The sequence below is a fragment of the Streptomyces sp. Tu6071 genome, assembly GCF_000213055.1.
Classification (GTDB): domain Bacteria; phylum Actinomycetota; class Actinomycetes; order Streptomycetales; family Streptomycetaceae; genus Streptomyces; species Streptomyces evansiae.
Genome location: NZ_CM001165.1, coordinates 3,190,330 through 3,205,693 on the forward strand (window position 1 = coordinate 3,190,330; position 15,364 = coordinate 3,205,693).

17 protein-coding genes are annotated in these 15,364 nt (G+C 71.9%); 4 read left to right on the plus strand and 13 right to left on the minus strand.

Annotation, left to right across the window (positions count from 1 at the left end):
* Positions 1-24: 24 nt before the first annotated feature.
* The 6 genes from ccsB to hemL form a co-directional block, all read right to left on the minus strand.
* Positions 25-1,104, minus strand: a complete 1,080-nt coding sequence (ccsB, locus tag STTU_RS13075) for a c-type cytochrome biogenesis protein CcsB (protein ID WP_043255056.1) — start codon at positions 1,102-1,104, stop codon at positions 25-27.
* Positions 1,101-3,026, minus strand: a complete 1,926-nt coding sequence (locus STTU_RS13080; RefSeq protein ID WP_007823503.1) for a cytochrome c biogenesis protein ResB — start codon at positions 3,024-3,026, stop codon at positions 1,101-1,103. The genes ccsB and STTU_RS13080 overlap by 4 nt, the downstream gene beginning before the upstream one ends.
* A gap of 14 nt (positions 3,027-3,040) precedes the next feature.
* Positions 3,041-3,835 (minus strand): cytochrome c biogenesis CcdA family protein, encoded by a 795-nt coding sequence (locus STTU_RS13085; RefSeq protein WP_043255058.1) that lies wholly within the window; start codon positions 3,833-3,835, stop codon positions 3,041-3,043.
* Positions 3,835-4,470 (minus strand): TlpA family protein disulfide reductase, encoded by a 636-nt coding sequence (locus tag STTU_RS13090; RefSeq protein WP_043255060.1) that lies wholly within the window; start codon positions 4,468-4,470, stop codon positions 3,835-3,837. The genes STTU_RS13085 and STTU_RS13090 overlap by 1 nt, the downstream gene beginning before the upstream one ends.
* A 326-nt stretch (positions 4,471-4,796) precedes the next feature.
* Positions 4,797-5,501: a histidine phosphatase family protein gene (locus tag STTU_RS13095; RefSeq protein ID WP_007823506.1), complete on the minus strand. Its 705-nt coding sequence runs from the start codon at positions 5,499-5,501 to the stop codon at positions 4,797-4,799.
* A 58-nt stretch (positions 5,502-5,559) separates the two neighbouring features.
* Positions 5,560-6,882 carry a glutamate-1-semialdehyde 2,1-aminomutase gene (gene hemL, locus STTU_RS13100; RefSeq protein WP_007823508.1) on the minus strand — a complete coding sequence of 441 codons (1,323 nt, stop codon included), beginning with the start codon at positions 6,880-6,882 and terminating at the stop codon, positions 5,560-5,562.
* 323 nt (positions 6,883-7,205) lie between these two features.
* Between hemL and STTU_RS13105 the strand changes: the two genes are divergently transcribed.
* The gene (locus STTU_RS13105) at positions 7,206-7,769 is read left to right on the plus strand and encodes a hypothetical protein (RefSeq protein WP_078489968.1); all 564 of its coding nucleotides are present in this window, start codon (positions 7,206-7,208) and stop codon (positions 7,767-7,769) included.
* Between the two features lie 53 nt (positions 7,770-7,822).
* Here the strand turns inward: STTU_RS13105 and STTU_RS13110 are convergent, their stop codons facing one another.
* From STTU_RS13110 to STTU_RS13135, 6 genes are all read right to left on the minus strand, one after another.
* Entirely contained in the window at positions 7,823-8,242 is a 420-nt protein-coding gene (locus tag STTU_RS13110; RefSeq protein WP_052862362.1) for a hypothetical protein, read from the minus strand.
* A gap of 8 nt (positions 8,243-8,250) precedes the next feature.
* Positions 8,251-9,009: a hypothetical protein gene (locus tag STTU_RS32230; RefSeq protein WP_052862363.1), complete on the minus strand. Its 759-nt coding sequence runs from the start codon at positions 9,007-9,009 to the stop codon at positions 8,251-8,253.
* Positions 9,010-9,151: 142 nt separating this feature from the next.
* Positions 9,152-9,634: a hypothetical protein gene (locus STTU_RS13120; protein WP_007823512.1), complete on the minus strand. Its 483-nt coding sequence runs from the start codon at positions 9,632-9,634 to the stop codon at positions 9,152-9,154.
* A gap of 71 nt (positions 9,635-9,705) precedes the next feature.
* Positions 9,706-10,338, minus strand: a complete 633-nt coding sequence (locus STTU_RS13125) for an FMN reductase (RefSeq protein ID WP_007823513.1) — start codon at positions 10,336-10,338, stop codon at positions 9,706-9,708.
* Positions 10,338-11,432 (minus strand): LLM class flavin-dependent oxidoreductase, encoded by a 1,095-nt coding sequence (locus tag STTU_RS13130; protein WP_043257358.1) that lies wholly within the window; start codon positions 11,430-11,432, stop codon positions 10,338-10,340. The genes STTU_RS13125 and STTU_RS13130 overlap by 1 nt, the downstream gene beginning before the upstream one ends.
* Positions 11,433-11,720: 288 nt before the next feature.
* Positions 11,721-12,494, minus strand: a complete 774-nt coding sequence (locus STTU_RS13135; RefSeq protein ID WP_007823515.1) for a GNAT family N-acetyltransferase — start codon at positions 12,492-12,494, stop codon at positions 11,721-11,723.
* A gap of 224 nt (positions 12,495-12,718) precedes the next feature.
* Here STTU_RS13135 and STTU_RS13140 point away from each other — a divergent pair, with 224 nt between their 5' ends.
* From STTU_RS13140 to STTU_RS13150, 3 genes are all read left to right on the plus strand, one after another.
* Entirely contained in the window at positions 12,719-13,054 is a 336-nt protein-coding gene (locus STTU_RS13140; protein WP_007823516.1) for a YnfA family protein, read from the plus strand.
* A gap of 119 nt (positions 13,055-13,173) precedes the next feature.
* On the plus strand, positions 13,174-13,935 hold the full coding sequence (locus STTU_RS13145; protein WP_007823517.1) for an SDR family NAD(P)-dependent oxidoreductase: 762 nt from the start codon (positions 13,174-13,176) through the stop codon (positions 13,933-13,935).
* The gene (locus STTU_RS13150) at positions 13,925-14,122 is read left to right on the plus strand and encodes a hypothetical protein (RefSeq protein WP_043255063.1); all 198 of its coding nucleotides are present in this window, start codon (positions 13,925-13,927) and stop codon (positions 14,120-14,122) included. Before STTU_RS13145 ends, STTU_RS13150 begins: the two co-directional genes overlap by 11 nt.
* Positions 14,123-14,168: 46 nt before the next feature.
* Here the strand turns inward: STTU_RS13150 and STTU_RS13155 are convergent, their stop codons facing one another.
* On the minus strand, positions 14,169-15,362 hold the full coding sequence (locus tag STTU_RS13155; RefSeq protein WP_007823518.1) for an RtcB family protein: 1,194 nt from the start codon (positions 15,360-15,362) through the stop codon (positions 14,169-14,171).
* Positions 15,363-15,364 lie beyond the last annotated feature (2 nt).

Consider the following 15,364-nt stretch of genomic DNA (forward strand, 5'->3'; position numbering starts at 1 on the left):
AGGGCGGGCGCCGCGTTCCGCCTGTCACACCCCCGCGTACGAGTGCTTCCCCGTCACGAAGATGTTGACCCCGTAGTAGTTGAACAGCCAGCACGCGAAGGCGAGCAGCGCCAGGTAGGCGGCCTTGCGGCCCTTCCACCCGGCCGTCGCACGCGCGTGCAGGTACATCGCGTAGGCGACCCAGGTGATGAAGGACCACGTCTCCTTCGGGTCCCAGCCCCAGTAACGGCCCCACGCGTCGCCCGCCCAGATGGCGCCCGCGATGATCGTGAACGTCCACAGCGGGAAGATCGCCGCGTTGATGCGGTACGAGAACTTGTCGAGCGAGGCCGCGGCGGGCAGCCGCGACAGGACCGACTGCGCGAACTTGCCGGGCGTGCCGCCCGCCGCGATCTTCGCCTCGTAGTGGTCGCGGAAGAGGTAGAGGATCGTCGCGACGGCCGCGACGTAGAACGCGGCACCGCAGAAGATCGCCGTCGAGACGTGAATCCACAGCCAGTACGAGTGCAGCGCGGGCACGAGCTGGTCGCTCGCCGTGTAGAGCACCGTCGTCGCGAGGCCGAGGTCGAGCAGCACCGTGAGGGTCAGCGGCAGCGTCAGCCAGCGCACGTTCTTCTTCGCGAGCATGAGCCCGAGGAACACCGCCACGGCCACGGCCGAGAAGGTGATCGAGAACTCGTACATGTTGCCCCACGGCGCGCGCCGCACCGAGAGCGCGCGGGAGAGCACGCCGCCCACGTGGATGAGGAAGGCGAGCACGATGAACGAGACCGAGATCCGGCCCCAGATGTCGCCCTTCTCGCTCCCGCCCGCCGCGCCGGGCCCGTCCGGCACGTCGCGGCTGCCGGACGCGGCGCGCGTGACGACCTCCGGGCGTTCCAGGACGGCCGTGCGGCCGCCCTTGCGGACCGCGACGGCGGGCGCCGCGGCCCCCGCGCTCGTGGCGCCCGCCGCCTGCGCGGTCCTGCCGACCTTGCTGCGGCTGCCGAAGATCCACTCCAGGATGCTCGCGAAGAACGCGAGCAGGTAGACGGCCATGGCCGAGTAGATGAGGACGTTACTGGTGTGCGCCAGGGTCTCGTTGGTTCCGGCGGCGAGATTCACTTCTGCGCCCCTTCGGCGTCGGCGGGAGTATCGGTACCGGTCTCGTCACGGTGCGAGGGGTGCGACGGGGCGGGATCGGCCGGGGTATCGGGGGACGGTGCTGGGTGGTGCGGGTCCTTCTGACCGGGTACGGGGGCGGCCCCGGCGGACGGAGCGGGCTCGGGCTCGTCACCCGCCGCCCCGGCGGACGGCGCGGGCTCGTCCCGTACCGCCTCCGCCGTGCCCGGCGCCTTCGCGTGGACCACGTCCACGAGTGCCGCCAGCTCCTCCGGCACCTTCGCCGACTCGCTGCGGCCCAGACCGGCGAACTCCACGACGGTCACGCCGTCCGGGCCCGTCGTGGCGCGCGCCCACACGCGGCGGCGCTGGATGAAGAGCGAGCCCGCGAGGCCGAGGATCGCCGCGATCGCGCCGCCGAGGGCGAGCCCGCCGCCCGGCTGGTGCGAGATCTGGAAGCTCGCCCACTCCTTGACGTTCTTCTCGAACGTCACCGAGCCGGCGCCGTTCGGGAGCTTCATCGTCTCGCCGGGCATGAGCTGCTTGGCGAAGATCTTCCCGTCCGCGGTCTTGAACTGCTTCATCTTCGCGGTGTCGAGCTGGTAGACGTTCTGCGGGACGCCGCCGTCGATGCCGAGGTCCCCGTGCCACGCGTTGAGCGCGAGCACCGGGTATTCGAGCCCCGGGAACGAGGACGTCATCGTCGTACGGTCGATCGTCGGCAGGAAACGGGCCTCGAAACCGAGCTGCTCCCGCTTCCCCTTGCCGTTCGTGTAGCCGTCCGCGACCTTCACGACGCCGGTCGCCGTGCCCATGCCGTCCTGCGGCAGCATCGGCACCGCGCCCTTGTAGACGACCTTGCCCTTGCCGTCCCGCACGGTGAACTGCGGCGCGTAGCCGTGCCCGTTGAGGAAGACCTTCGTGCCGTCCACGACGAGCGGATGGTTCGGCTCGATCGCCTTGCGCCGCTCCGCGCCGTCCGCGCCCTCCTGGTACGAGACGTCCGCGCGGTAGACGCGGGGCGTGCCGCGCTGCGGGCCGCTCGACTCGTACGTACCCGTGAACCGGTCCAGCGTGAAGCTGAACCTGTCGAGGTCGTCGTCGGTGAAGAGGCTGCCGCTCTTGAAGTCGTCGTACTGCGTCTTCGTGTTCGCGAAGCCGTCGCCCTCCACGATGAGCTTGCCGCCCTCGTACTTGAGGAGCGAGCCGCTCGCGAAGGCGACGAGCATGACGATCAGCGCGACGTGGAAGATCAGGTTCCCCGCCTCGCGCAGGTAGCCCTTCTCGGCGGTGACGACCGCGCCGCGGTCCCCCGTCGCGTACGTGTCCGTACGGAAGCGGCGCCGCCGCAGCGCGCCGCGCGCCCACTCCTGCACCCGCTCCGGGCTCGCCTCCGTGCGCCAGGTCGCGTACGCGGGGAGCCGGTCGAGGCGGCGCGGGGCGCGGGGCGGCCGGCCGCGGAGCTGGCCGACGAACTGCCAGGTGCGCGGGACGATGCAGCCGATGAGCGAGACGAAGAGCAGGATGTAGATCGCGGAGAACCACACCGAGCTGTAGACGTGGAAGAGACCGAGCTTCTCGTAGACCTGCGCGAGCGTGTCGTGGGTCTGCTTGAACTCGGCGACCTTCAGCTCGTCGGTGCCCTGCTGCGGGATGAGCGAGCCGGGCACGGCGCCGAGCGAGAGCAGGAAGAGCAGGATCAGCGCGACGCGCATCGAGGTGAGCTGGCGCCACATCCACCGCACCCACCCGGTGACCTCGCGGCCGAGCCACGCCACGTACCCCGTGAGGCCGGGCTTCCGCATCCCGCCGAAGGAACCGGGAACGGCCTGCTCGACGGGGGCGGTGGAGAGCTGGGCACCGGCGGCCTCAAGGCCGTCGTCGGCCTTGGGGGCGGTGTCGGTGTCGGGGGGGGTGGTGCTCATGGGTTCAGGTCTCCTCAGATCCCTGTCTGGAAGTTCGCGGTCCAGGTCTGGACGTGCTGCATCCAGCTGTCCCAGACGCCGGTCAGGAGGAGAACGCCGGTGACGATCATCATCGTGCCGCCGATCCGCAGGACCCAGTGGTAGTGCCGCTTGACCCAGGAGAAGGCGCCGAGCGCCTTGCGGAAGACGAGGGCGGCGACGACGAAGGGGACGCCGAGGCCGAGGCAGTAGGCGAAGGTGATGAGGGCGCCGCGGCCCGCGCTGCCGCCGTCGGCCGAGAGGGCCAGCGCGGAGGTCAGCGTGGGGCCCACGCAAGGGGTCCAGCCCACGCCGAAGGCCGCGCCCAGCAGTGGCGCGCTCACGAGTCCCGCGGTCGGCCGGGCGTGGAATCGGAACTCGCGCTGCGACATCCAGGGCATGAGCCCCATGAAGAAGACGCCCAGCAGGATCATCAGCGCGCCGAGCAGACGGGAGATGAGTTCCTGGTGGGCGAAGAGGTTCTGCCCGAAATACCCGAAGAGCGCCCCGCCCGAGACGAACACGACGCTGAAGCCGAGCACGAACAGCGAGGCCCCGGTGAACATCCGGCCCCGCTTCTTCTCGGCCATGTCCACGCCGCTGATCCCCGTGACGTACGACAGATAGCCCGGTACGAGGGGCAGCACGCACGGCGAGAAGAACGAGACGAGCCCGCCGACGACCGCGACCGGGACGGCGAGCAGCAGGGCCCCGCTCATCACCGTCTCGTTCGTGTCCCCGAGCGCCGCCAGGGCGTGCAGCCCCGCGGGGTCAAGGGCACCCGCGCTCATCACTTCTCCGCAAGCAGGGGGTCGATCATCTTCCGCATCTTCGTGTAGTTGAGCGGGGTCAGCGCGCGGGCCGCGATTTTGCCCTCGCGGTCGATGACGAGCGTGGAGGGGATCGCCTGGGGGTTGAGGCTGCCCTTGGGGAAGCGCAGCATCAGCTTCCCGCTCGGGTCGTAGAAGCTCGGGTACTCCACGCCGAAGCGCTTCTCGAAGGCTTTCGCGGGGCTGCGGTCGGGGTCGCGCGTGTTGATGCCGACGAACTCGACGCCCCGCGGCTTCGTCTCCTTGGCGACCTTCGCGAGGTACGGGGCCTCCTCGCGGCACGGGGCGCACCAGGAGCCCCATACGTTCACGACGACGATCCTGCCCTTGTAGCCGGCGAGGTCGAGTGCCTTGCCCTCCAGGGAGGTGCCGGTGAGCGAGGGGGCGTCCTTGCGGTCCGCCTGCTTCACGGTCGCGATGCCGCCCTTGCCGGCGACGAATCCCGTACCGCCGGAGCCGCCCGAGCTGCCGGAGCCGCAGGCCGACAGGAGCAGCGCCGCGACCGCTGCCCCGGCGGCGCCTGTCGCGAGGGTGCGCGAACGGCGGCGGGACGAACGGTGCGGGGCCTGGTCGGCCCGGACGGAACGAGCACTCATGTGAAAAGTTTCGCATGTCGCCCCCCGGGATCTTCGACACCCCCCTCGGAGGGGGAAAACCGCACGTCAGGGGGTATTTCCGGAGTGCCGGAAGGGTCGCTGTCGGGCGGCTTTGCGAAGGCTGTGGGGCGCCGCGCCGCAGGGTGGTGGGGCGCGGCGCGAGGGGGTCGTGGCGCCGTCGTGCGAGGCGGCCGGGGGCGCCGTGCGAGGCGACGCACCCCGGCCGTCACGGACCGTCAAGGGCCCTCAGGCCAGTCGGCCCCTCAGGCCCCTCAGGCCCCTCAGGCCCCTCAGGCCCCTCAGGCCCCTCAGGCCCCTCAGGCCCCTCAGGCCCCGAACGCCTTGCCCTGCTGGGCCCCGCCCGTCTTCGCCGGCCTGGCGCCCGCCCGCAGGTGCGGGGGGACGAGGTCGAGCGCCGGTTCCGAGTAGCCGACCGAGACGAGGTGGTCGCCCCGGTAGGTGAGCGTCGTGAGCGAGGCGAGGGTGCACTGCCGCTTGCGCGGGTCGTGCCACAGGCGGCGGCGCTCCAGGTAGCTGCGGAGGGTCCAGATGGGGAGCTGGTGGCTCACGCACACGGCCTCGTGCCCGCGCGCCCGGTCGCGCGCCGCCTCGACGGCGGCGACCATCCGGACCGCCTGGTCGACGTACGGCTCGCCCCAGGACGGCTTGAAGGGGTTGACGAGGTACTTCCAGTTGTCCGGGTTCTTCAGGGCGCCGTCGCCGACGCCGAAGGTCTTGCCCTCGAAGATGTTGGCGGCCTCGATGAGGCGGCGGTCGGTCGCGAGGTCGAGCCCGTGGCTCTTCGCGAGCGGGGTCGCCGTCTCCTGGGCGCGCTCCAGCGGGGACGCGACGGCGTACGTGATGTCGCGCGACGCGAGGTGCTCTGCGACGCGCTCGGCCATCTCGCGGCCGAGCGCCGAGAGGTGGTAGCCGGGCTTGCGCCCGTAGAGCACGCCGTCGGGGTTCTCGACCTCGCCGTGCCGCATGACGTGGACGACGGTCAGCTCCGCGTCGTCGCCGTTGTTGTTCACCGAAGCCACGAGGGCCCGCCTTCCGCTGGTGCCGTTTCCGCTGCCGTACGCATGGTCCTCACGCATTGTCCGGGGTGGCGCTCGCGGCGGCGCGGGCGGCCCCGGGGAGGGCGGCGGCGATGCGGTCGAGGGCGCGGTCGTCGTGGGCGGTGGAGACGAACCAGCATTCGAAGGCGGAGGGCGGCAGGTAGACGCCCTGGGCGAGCATCGCGTGGAAGAACGCGGTGTAGCGGAAGGAGTCCTGGCTCTTGGCGTCGCCGAAGTCCCGTACCGGCTCGTCGGTGAAGAAGACGGAGAACATGTTGGAGGCCGTCTGGACCCGGTGCGCGACGCCCTCCTTGCTCAGCGCCTCGGTGACGAGGGCCTGGAGGCGCAGCGAGGTGGCGTCGATCCTCTCGTACGCGGCGGGGTCGAGAAGGCGGAGCTGGGCGAGCCCGGCGGCGGTCGCGACCGGGTTCCCGGAGAGCGTTCCGGCCTGGTAGACGGGGCCGACGGGGGCGAGGTGGGCCATGACGTCGGCGCGTCCGCCGAAGGCCGCGGCGGGGAAGCCGCCGCCCATGACCTTGCCGAAGGTCATGAGGTCGGGGGCGACGCCCTCGACGCCGTACCAGCCCGCGCGGCTCGTGCGGAAGCCGGTCATGACCTCGTCGGAGATGAACAGCGCGCCGTTCGTCTCGCACAGTTCCTTGAGGCCCGCGTTGAAGCCGGGGGCGGGCGGGACGATGCCCATGTTGCCGGGGGACGCCTCGGTGATGACGCAGGCGATCTCGCCGGGGTGCGCGGCGAAGGCGGCGCGGACGGCTTCGAGGTCGTTGTAGGGGAGGACGAGGGTGTCGCCGGTCTGGGCGCCGGTCACGCCGGGGGTGTCGGGGAGGCCGAAGGTGACGAGGCCGGAACCGGCGGCGGCGAGGAGGGCGTCCACGTGACCGTGGTAGCAGCCGGCGAACTTCACGACCTTGGCGCGGCCGGTGAAGCCGCGCGCGAGGCGGATCGCGGACATCGTCGCCTCGGTGCCGGAGGAGACGAGCCGTACCTGCTCGGCGGGGGCGATACGGGCGGTGATCTCCTCGGCGAGGGCGACCTCGCCCTCGACGGGGGTCCCGAAGGAGGTGCCGCGCGCGACGGCGGACCGCACGGCCTCGACGACCTCGGGGTGGGCGTGGCCGAGGATCATCGGGCCCCAGGAGCAGACGAGGTCGACGTAGTCGCGGCCGTCCGCGTCGGTGAGCCAGGCGCCCTGCCCGGAGACCATGAAGCGGGGCGTGCCGCCGACCGCGCCGAAGGCCCGCACCGGCGAGTTCACCCCGCCCGGGGTGACCTGGAGCGCGCGGTCGAAGAGGCGCTGCGAGACGGGGGCTTCGTAGGGGTAAGGCTGGGTCACGGCGGTCTCTCAGGGGCTCGGCGGTGGGCGGTCGCGGCTGCTCGGCGTCCGGTCGGGCCCGCTTCGGCCCGGCTCCCGCGCGCGTCTGCGAAACTGGGGCCCGTACGGAACAGCTCACTCCCGCCATGGTGTCAGAGCCGCGTGCGATCTCCCGACCAGGGACCGGCGGCGGCCGTGACGCGGCGGGGGGCCGCGGGGTGCCGCGGGGGTTCCGGCCGATCCGGCGGGGCACGTTTCGGCGGGCTGGTGCGGGGGAGGTCAACGACACGATGATCGGGTTGTACGGCGGGACCGTGCGACGCTGAGGGCAGTCGGGTGGACATATGCAACGCGGTGGCGGACTGGGCGAGGGGACCGGTGACCTCGGTCCTCGGCGTGCCAGGCGGGGACGGCACCGGCGCGACGACACGGAGGAGCGCCGCGAATTGCCCACAGGGGGGAGCGGGCGCATGGGGGTGACGTACAAGTACTTCGGCGCGCCCGACGGAGCGACGGCGGCCCGGGTGCCGGTCTCGATGCGGCCCGAGGAGCTGGGCGGCGACGAGCTGGGCATGAACGGGATGTTCACGAAGATCAAGCCGGAGACGATGGCGGCGATGGTCCTCACCGGCATCCAGGGCATACCCCTCTACCGCGTCCCGCCCCTCGAACTCGTCGTCCTCCACCCCGACTACGCCGTGGTGAAGCTCCCCATGACGGCCGTGGACCCGCTCCGCGGCATCGGCGAGGAATCGGTGGGCGCCGCCGCCTTCATCTGGTCCACGGTCCCCGACCGCGGCGGCCCCCGTGACGCCTTCGACATCTACCGCCTCCTCCACGAGTGGCAGGACTTCAGCCAACGCCTCCACGAGGCGGGCCACCAGCCGTACTGCCTGGTGTGGCCGTAGCGGTTGGGGGGGTATGGGGCAAGGTTCCCGTACCGCCGGGGCGCGAGGCGTGTTCAGGGCCCGGCTCGCAAGTGGTGCTCTATGAGCGTGACGTCTGCGTGGTCCTTCTCCCGGTCGGCACGACGTTTCCAGTCGAGCACCTCGGTCAGGGGGCAGAAGGGGATTCCCTGGATCATCTCGGCCCGGTCAATGAGTTCGTCGGGCCCCTGGGTGCCGGGGAGCCACGTGTCGAAGACCTCGATGGCGCCGTTGAAGAGCACCACCATGTGACCGTGTCCGGACGGCGCGGGCGCCGGGCTGTGGAGGTCCTCGGCCCGCTTCCACGCCTCGCCGCGGGCCACGACATCGAGGTCCCCCACGTCCTCGCGCAGCCCATGGGCGAGCAGCGGACCGCTGCCGGCGACCACGTATTCAGCGACGGGCAGGTGCAGGGACAGGAGCTTCTTCACGAGCGGATGTGCGCTGAGCTCCACCGTGCCTCCTAAAGGACGGACAGCCCGGTTGCGGAGCGTGCGGCCATACTCATGACCACCGCGGCGATGACACTGGTCAAAGTTCCGAGCAAGAAGTACTCGGAAGCGTACTTCCCGTGGTCCGAGGAACCGCGGGCCAGGGATTTGGCCGTCAGCGCGAGCGCAGCGGCTTCGGGCTGACCGGCCACCAGGAAGGCGAAGAGCAGTGCGCGCTCCAACAGGCCGATCGTCCCGCCGCCTGTCATGAAGTCGAGGGCCCGCTGCCGCTCCGGGTCCGACGCGGGGAGGGCGTTCACCTGGCGAAGGACACCGGACGTGGCCAGCATGGCGAGCGGACCGCCCGCGAAAACGGCGATGAGCCCGGCAGACAGCACCACCGTGGTCCTGCCGTTGAGGAGGAACTGATCCCCGAGCTGCAGGGCGCGTGCGCCAGCCACCCACCCGGAGACCAGGATGGCGCAGCCGAGCAAACCCGCGCCGAGACGGGAGAGACCTCGCGCGGGGGAGAAGACGGAACCGATGGTGACGGTGAAACCAGGCGAAGGCAGGCCTGCGGCGTTGTAGAGGAAAACAGCGGCGACCGCGAGGAGCGCAACACCGGCAAGAGCGAACCACGGTCTGGGCTGACTGGAGTAGGGCGCTATCACGTAGAAGCCGTAGGCCGCTGTGAACGCGACCATCGACCACGGGCGGGAGCGCTGCCAGCCGAGTCCCCACGGAGCCAGCACCGCTGCCGAGAGCCCGAACAGCAAACGCGCGGTTTCCACTGTTCTTCCCCCCGTCCCCTGCGAGGCCCCGCGCTCGCAGGGCCCCGAATGTAGGACGCATGGGGCAGCGCTGTCCGCCGTTCGGAGAAAGCCGCCGTACTCCTTTGCCGGTGTCCGACGGGAGCAGACGCGAGGGACCGCGCTACGCCACCCCGCTCGGCGGCTCCTGCGGTGTGGAGAGCGGGGTCTGGGGGGTGGAGGTCAGGGGCCGGGACTCCGCCGCCGGGGGCAGGGGTTGGGACTCCTCGGCCGGGGGGCGGTGGTTGTCGGCCGCCTCGGCCATCGAGACCGTCAGGAGGATGACCGCGTCGTTGACCGCGCGCAGGCCGTGGAAGGTGCGCGGGACCAGGAGGATCTCGCCCATGTCGACGACCGCTTCGGCGAGCGTGTCGGACTGCGGGCGGGTGATCTTCACGCGGCCCTTGAGGACCTGGAGGGTGGCCTCGTCGGGGCCCTCGTGGTCGGAGAGGTCGGTCCCCGCGCACAGTGCGATGACCGTCTGGCGCAGGGCGTGGCCCGTACCGCCCTGGACGGTGCGGGCGGCGCGCTTCGAGGGGGACGCCATCGCTTCGAGGTGCAGCTCGTTCGCGACGGTGTCGAGCGAGATCGGTTCCATCAGCTCCATGGGACCAGCCTCACCCGGAGCGGCGCCGCCCGCACGGCGAGAGCGCCGTGCGGGTACCCCGCCGTGCCCGGCTACTCCTCGCCGCGCAGCGCCGCGAGCTGCTCCGCGAAGGGCACGACCTCCTCGAAGGCGTCCCGGGGCGGGCCCGGCCTGCTGCCCGTGCCGCAGGTCAGGGACGCCAGCTCGCCCGCCGCCCGGGACATGCGGCTCGCGAGCGGGCCGTCCGCCGCGCCCTCGCCGCCCCAGTCCTCCGAGGCCGCGTAGACGCCGGTCGGGACGACGACCGCGCGGAGGTAGGCGAAGAGCGGGCGCAGGGCGTGTTCCAGGGCGAGGGAGTGGCGCGGGGAGCCGCCCGTCGCCGCGATCAGGACCGGTTTGCCGGTCAGGGCGTCCTGGTCGAGCACGTCGAAGAACGACTTGAACAGGCCGCTGTACGAGGCGGAGAAGATCGGCGTCACGGCGATCAGGCCGTCCGCGCGGGTCACGTGCTCCAGGGCCTCTTCGAGCTTCGGCGGCGGGAAGCCCGTCACGAAGGTGTTCGCGATGTCCTTGGCGTGGTCGCGCAGTTCGATGATCTCGGTCTCGACCGGCTCGTCCGGCTCCTTCCCCGCGACCGCGACGCGTACCGCCTCGGCGAGGCGGTCGGCGAGCAGCCGGGTGGACGAGGGGACGCTGAGGCCCGCTGAGACGACGACGAGTTTCATCAGGCGTTCGCTCCTTCCGGGCTCTGGGCCGCGGCCAGCCGCGCGGCGTGGGTCGGCGCGTCCGGCACCTCCGCCGGGCGGCCCTTGGCGAACTCCTCCCGCAGGACGGGCACGACCTCCTCGCCGAGGATGTCGAGCTGTTCGAGGACCGTCTTGAGCGGGAGCCCCGCGTGGTCCATGAGGAAGAGCTGCCGCTGGTAGTCGCCGATGTCGTCGCGGAAGGAGAGCGTGCGCTCGATGACCTGCTGCGGCGAGCCGACGGTGAGCGGGGTCTGCGCGGTGAACTCCTCCAGCGTGGGGCCGTGCCCGTAGACGGGCGCGTTGTCGAAGTAGGGGCGGAACTCCCGTACGGCGTCCTGCGAGTTCTTCCGCATGAACACCTGCCCGCCGAGCCCCACGATCGCCTGCGCCTCGGTGCCGTGGCCGTAGTGCGCGTACCGGTTGCGGTAGAGGCGCACCATGCGCTTGGTGTGGGTCATCGGCCAGAAGATGTTGTTGTGGAAGAAGCCGTCGCCGTAGTACGCGGCCTCCTCGGCGATCTCCGGCGAGCGGATCGAGCCGTGCCACACGAAGGGCGCGACGCCGTCGAGCGGGCGCGGGGTCGAGGTGAAGGATTCGAGCGGGGTGCGGAACTTGCCCGCCCAGTTCACGACGTCCTCGTGCCACAGCTTGTGCAGCAGCGCGTAGTTCTCGATCGCGAGCGGGATGCCCTCGCGGATGTCCTTGCCGAACCACGGGTAGACCGGGCCCGTGTTGCCGCGCCCGAGCATGAGGTCCATGCGGCCGTCCGCGAGGTGCTGGAGCATCGCGAAGTCCTCGGCGATCTTCACCGGGTCGTTGGTGGTGATGAGCGTCGTGGAGGTGGAGAGGACGAGGTGCTCCGTCTTCGCCGCGAGGTAGCCGAGCATCGTGGTCGGCGAGGACGGCACGAAGGGCGGGTTGTGGTGCTCGCCGGTCGCGAAGACGTCGAGCCCGACCTCCTCGGCCTTCCGGGCGATGGCGACCATCGCCTTGATCCGCTCCGCCTCGCTCGGCGTACGGCCGTTCGTGGGGTCGGCGGTGACGTCACCCACGCTGAAGATGCCGAACTGCATGCCCATGACTCTCGTCCGCCTCTCGACTGCCCATTTAGTTTACGGTTCAACTATACGGTGCGTCCGCGACAACAGGGAGGGCCCCGGCCTTATTCCGCCTCCGCGCCGCAGCACGCGGACAGGACCCTTCCAGGGCAGCACAGGGCGCGGGAGGGTGCAGGGGGAAGGCGCTGAGCTGGGGTTCTAGGGGGCGGGGGCGCGCACGGGGGCGGTACCGGCCGGGGCACCGTCACCGGGCGCGCAGCCGGTACGACGACCGCCCGCTCAGCCCGTACCGCCACCGCCCGCTCAGCCCGTGCGGACGAACCCGCTGCTCGCCCCCACCACCCGGTACCCCCGTCGCCCGTACCACTCGCGCGGCCAGTCCGCCGCGTCCGCGACGAGGAAGCGGGTGCGGCAGCCCGCCCCGGCGGCGAGGTGCAGGGCGGTCGCGAGCACCGCGCCGCCGTGGCCGTGCCCGAGGTGCGCCTCGGCGGTCACGACGTCCTCGGTCTGCGCGATCCCGGCGGCCCGGTCGAGGTAGAGGTCCGCCCAGGAGGCGATCTCGCCGTTCTCCGCGTACGAGGCGAGAAAGCGCACGTCGTCGGCCCCGGCGAGCCTGCGCGGCCTGCGCGCGACGAGCTGGCGGAGCACCTCGGGCCCCGCCTCGGGCATCCACGCGCGCAGCCGCCGTCCGTACGGGCCCGCCAGCTCGGCGGCGCCGACCTCGCGCACCGAAGCGGCGGGCGCGGGGACCGGGCCCTCGTGGACCATGACGACCTCGTCCTCGCGCGCGTAGCCGGCGCGCGTCAGGACGTCCGCGTACGCGGCGGTGAGGGTGCCGTCGAGGAGGGCGAGGCGGCGGTGCGGGAGGTGGGCGAAGAGTTCGTCGGCGAGCGCGGGGAGGTCGTCGGGGGCGAGCTTCGGCTCCGTGAGGAGGAGCTGGTTGTGCTCGTGCGAGAGCGGGAACTCGTCGTCGAGGACGGCGAGGCCGCCGGGGACCTCGGCGACACGGGGCGCCTGACGGCGGGCGACGGAGGCGCGGAAGCGGGTGAGGCGCGCGGCGAGGGGGAGGTCGTGCACGGGCCAGAGCGTACGGGGCGGGGGCTCGTGCGCGGGGTGGCCCCCGCCGGGCGTCTCGTGGGGCTCCGCCCCACACCCCGCTCCTCAAACGCCGGAGGGGCTGGAATGGACGAACGCCGGAGGGACTGGGAGGTCGCGCACTCCGGAGGGGCTGGGGGTCGCGGATGCCGGAGGGGCTGAGTTTTCGCGGATGCCGCAGGGGACGGCGTGACACCATCCGGCGGGTGAGCGTCCTGAAATCTCTCGTCCTCTTCGTCCTCGCCGCCGTCTTCGAGATCGGCGGCGCCTGGCTCGTCTGGCAAGGCGTGCGCGAGCACAAGGGCTGGATCTGGATCGGCGCGGGGATCATCGCCCTCGGCCTGTACGGCTTCGCCGCCACGCTCCAGCCCGACGGCGAGTTCGGCCGCGTCCTCGCCGCGTACGGCGGCGTCTTCGTCGCCGGGTCGATCGCCTGGGGCGCCGTGGCCGACGGCTACCGCCCCGACCGCTACGACGTCACGGGCGCGCTCATCTGCCTGGCGGGGATGGCCGTGATCATGTACGCGCCTCGCGGCCGATGAGCACAGCCGCGCCCCGGGGGCACTGAGCGCGGGCATCCCCGGGGCCCCGGAGCCGCGCGGCCCCTCGCGCCTATGCTGGAAATCGCCCCGTACCCGCCCACGCCCCCAGGAGCCCGTCCATGACCGCCGCCCCCCGTACCGCCGTCGTCACCGGAGCCAGCGGGGGCATCGGTGCCGCGAGCGCCGAACGGCTCGCCGAGGCCGGTTTCCGCGTCGTCCTGACCGCGCGCCGCGCGGACCGCGTCGAGGCGCTCGCCGCGAAGCTGCGTGAGGCGGGCCACCAGGCCGAGGCGTACGCGCTCGACGTCACGGACCGTGCCGCCGTGGACGCCTTCGCCCGCACGCTCGGCGAGGCGCACGTCCTCGTCAACAACGCGGGCGGCGCGCTCGGCGCCGACCCGGTCGCGAGCGGCGACCCGGACGAGTGGCGGCAGATGTACGAGGTCAACGTCCTCGGCACGCTGCACGTGACGCAGGCCCTGCTCCCCGCGCTCACGGCGAGCGGCGACGGCACCGTCGTCGTGCTCACCTCGACGGCCGGGCACGGCACGTACGAGGGCGGCGCGGGGTACGTCGCGGCGAAGCACGCGGAGCACGTGCTCGCCGAGACGCTGCGCCTGGAGATCGTGGGGACCCCGGTGCGCGTCATCGAGATCGCGCCCGGCATGGTCCGCACCGAGGGCTTCGCCCTCACCCGCTTCCACGGCGACGAGCAGAAGGCCGCGAACGTCTACAAGGGCGTCGCCGAGCCGCTGACCGCCGAGGACATCGCGGACACCGTCGCCTTCGCGGTGACGCGGCCGAGCCACGTGAACATCGACCTGCTCGTCGTACGGCCCCGCGCCCAAGCCAGCAACACGAAGGTGCACCGTGAATCCTGACGGCCGGCCCCCCGAGGACCTCCCCGACACCGATCCGCTGGCCCGCCTGGAGCACGAGTACGACCAGCGCAGGCTCGCCGAGGAGAAGCGCAACGAGCGGTACCTGTGGTGGTACCTCGCCTACTTCCTCTTCGGCATCCACCTCGTCGCCTTCGTGATGATCCTCGCGATCAAGCACGCGGGCTGAGGCGGTGCGGGCGCGGCGGCACCCCCGTGACCGCCGCGCCCCGTCCTCACCCCTTCACGCACACCACCTGCTTGAGCTTCGCGACGACCTCCACGAGGTCCCGCTGCCGCTCCATGACCTGCTCGATCGGCTTGTACGCGGCCGGGATCTCGTCGATGACGCCCGCGTCCTTGCGGCACTCGACGCCGCGCGTCTGCTCCTCCAGGTCCTTGAGCGTGAAGCGCCGCTTCGCCGCGTTGCGGCTCATCCGGCGGCCCGCGCCGTGCGAGGCAGAGTTGAACGCGGCGGCGTTGCCGAGGCCCTTCACGATGTACGAGGACGTCCCCATCGAACCCGGGATGATCCCGTACTCCCCGCTGCCCGCCCGGATCGCGCCCTTGCGCGTCACGAGCAGGTCCACGCCCTCGTAGCGCTCCTCCGCCACGTAGTTGTGGTGGCAGCTGATCTCCTGCTCGAAGACCGGCTTCGCCTTCTTGAACTCCTTGCGGACGACGTCCTTGAAGAGCCCCATCATCACCGCGCGGTTGTGCTTCGCGTACTCCTGCGCCCAGTAGAGGTCGTTGCGGTACGCGGCCATCTGCGGCGTCCGCGCGAGGAAGACGGCGAGGTCGCGGTCGACGAGGCCCTGGTTGTGCGGGAGGGCCTGCGCGATGCCGATGTGGTGCTCGGCGAGTTCCTTGCCGATGTTGCGGGAGCCCGAGTGGAGCATGAGCCACACCTGGTCCTCCGAGTCGAGGCAGAACTCGATCATGTGGTTGCCCGAACCGAGCGTCCCCATCTGCTGGCCCGCCCGCTCGCGGCGGAAGCGCACGGCCTCGGCGACCGTGCCGAAGCGCGACCAGAAGTCCTCCCACCCGGCGGTCGGGAAGCCGTGGAGCCGGCCCGGGTCGACGGGGGACGCGTGCATCCCGCGCCCGACCGGGATCGCCTGCTCGATGCGGGCGCGCAGGTGGGACAGGTCGCCGGGGAGGTCGTTCGCGGTCAGCGAGGTGCGGACCGCCGACATCCCGCAGCCGATGTCCACGCCGACCGCCGCCGGGCACACCGCGTCGCGCATCGCGATCACCGAGCCGACCGTCGCGCCCTTGCCGTAGTGCACGTCGGGCATGACGGCGAGGCCCGCGATCCACGGGAGCGTCGCGGTGTTGCGGAGCTGGTCGAGCGCGCCCGGGTCGACCTCGGCCGGGTCGGCCCACATCCGGATCGGTACGCGGGCTCCGGGCAGTTCGGTGTACGGCATGG

Coding starts and splice junctions, on each gene's coding strand:
- STTU_RS13080 (WP_007823503.1), bottom strand. CDS start 3,026: ATGAGCACCACCCCCCCCGACACCGACACCGCCCCCAAGGCCGACGAC.
- STTU_RS13085 (WP_043255058.1), bottom strand. CDS start 3,835: ATGAGCGCGGGTGCCCTTGACCCCGCGGGGCTGCACGCCCTGGCGGCG.
- STTU_RS13090 (WP_043255060.1), bottom strand. CDS start 4,470: ATGAGTGCTCGTTCCGTCCGGGCCGACCAGGCCCCGCACCGTTCGTCC.
- STTU_RS13105 (WP_078489968.1), top strand. CDS start 7,206: ATGCAACGCGGTGGCGGACTGGGCGAGGGGACCGGTGACCTCGGTCCT.
- STTU_RS13120 (WP_007823512.1), bottom strand. CDS start 9,634: ATGGAGCTGATGGAACCGATCTCGCTCGACACCGTCGCGAACGAGCTG.
- STTU_RS13125 (WP_007823513.1), bottom strand. CDS start 10,338: ATGAAACTCGTCGTCGTCTCAGCGGGCCTCAGCGTCCCCTCGTCCACC.
- STTU_RS13130 (WP_043257358.1), bottom strand. CDS start 11,432: ATGCAGTTCGGCATCTTCAGCGTGGGTGACGTCACCGCCGACCCCACG.
- STTU_RS13145 (WP_007823517.1), top strand. CDS start 13,174: ATGACCGCCGCCCCCCGTACCGCCGTCGTCACCGGAGCCAGCGGGGGC.
- STTU_RS13155 (WP_007823518.1), bottom strand. CDS start 15,362: ATGCCGTACACCGAACTGCCCGGAGCCCGCGTACCGATCCGGATGTGG.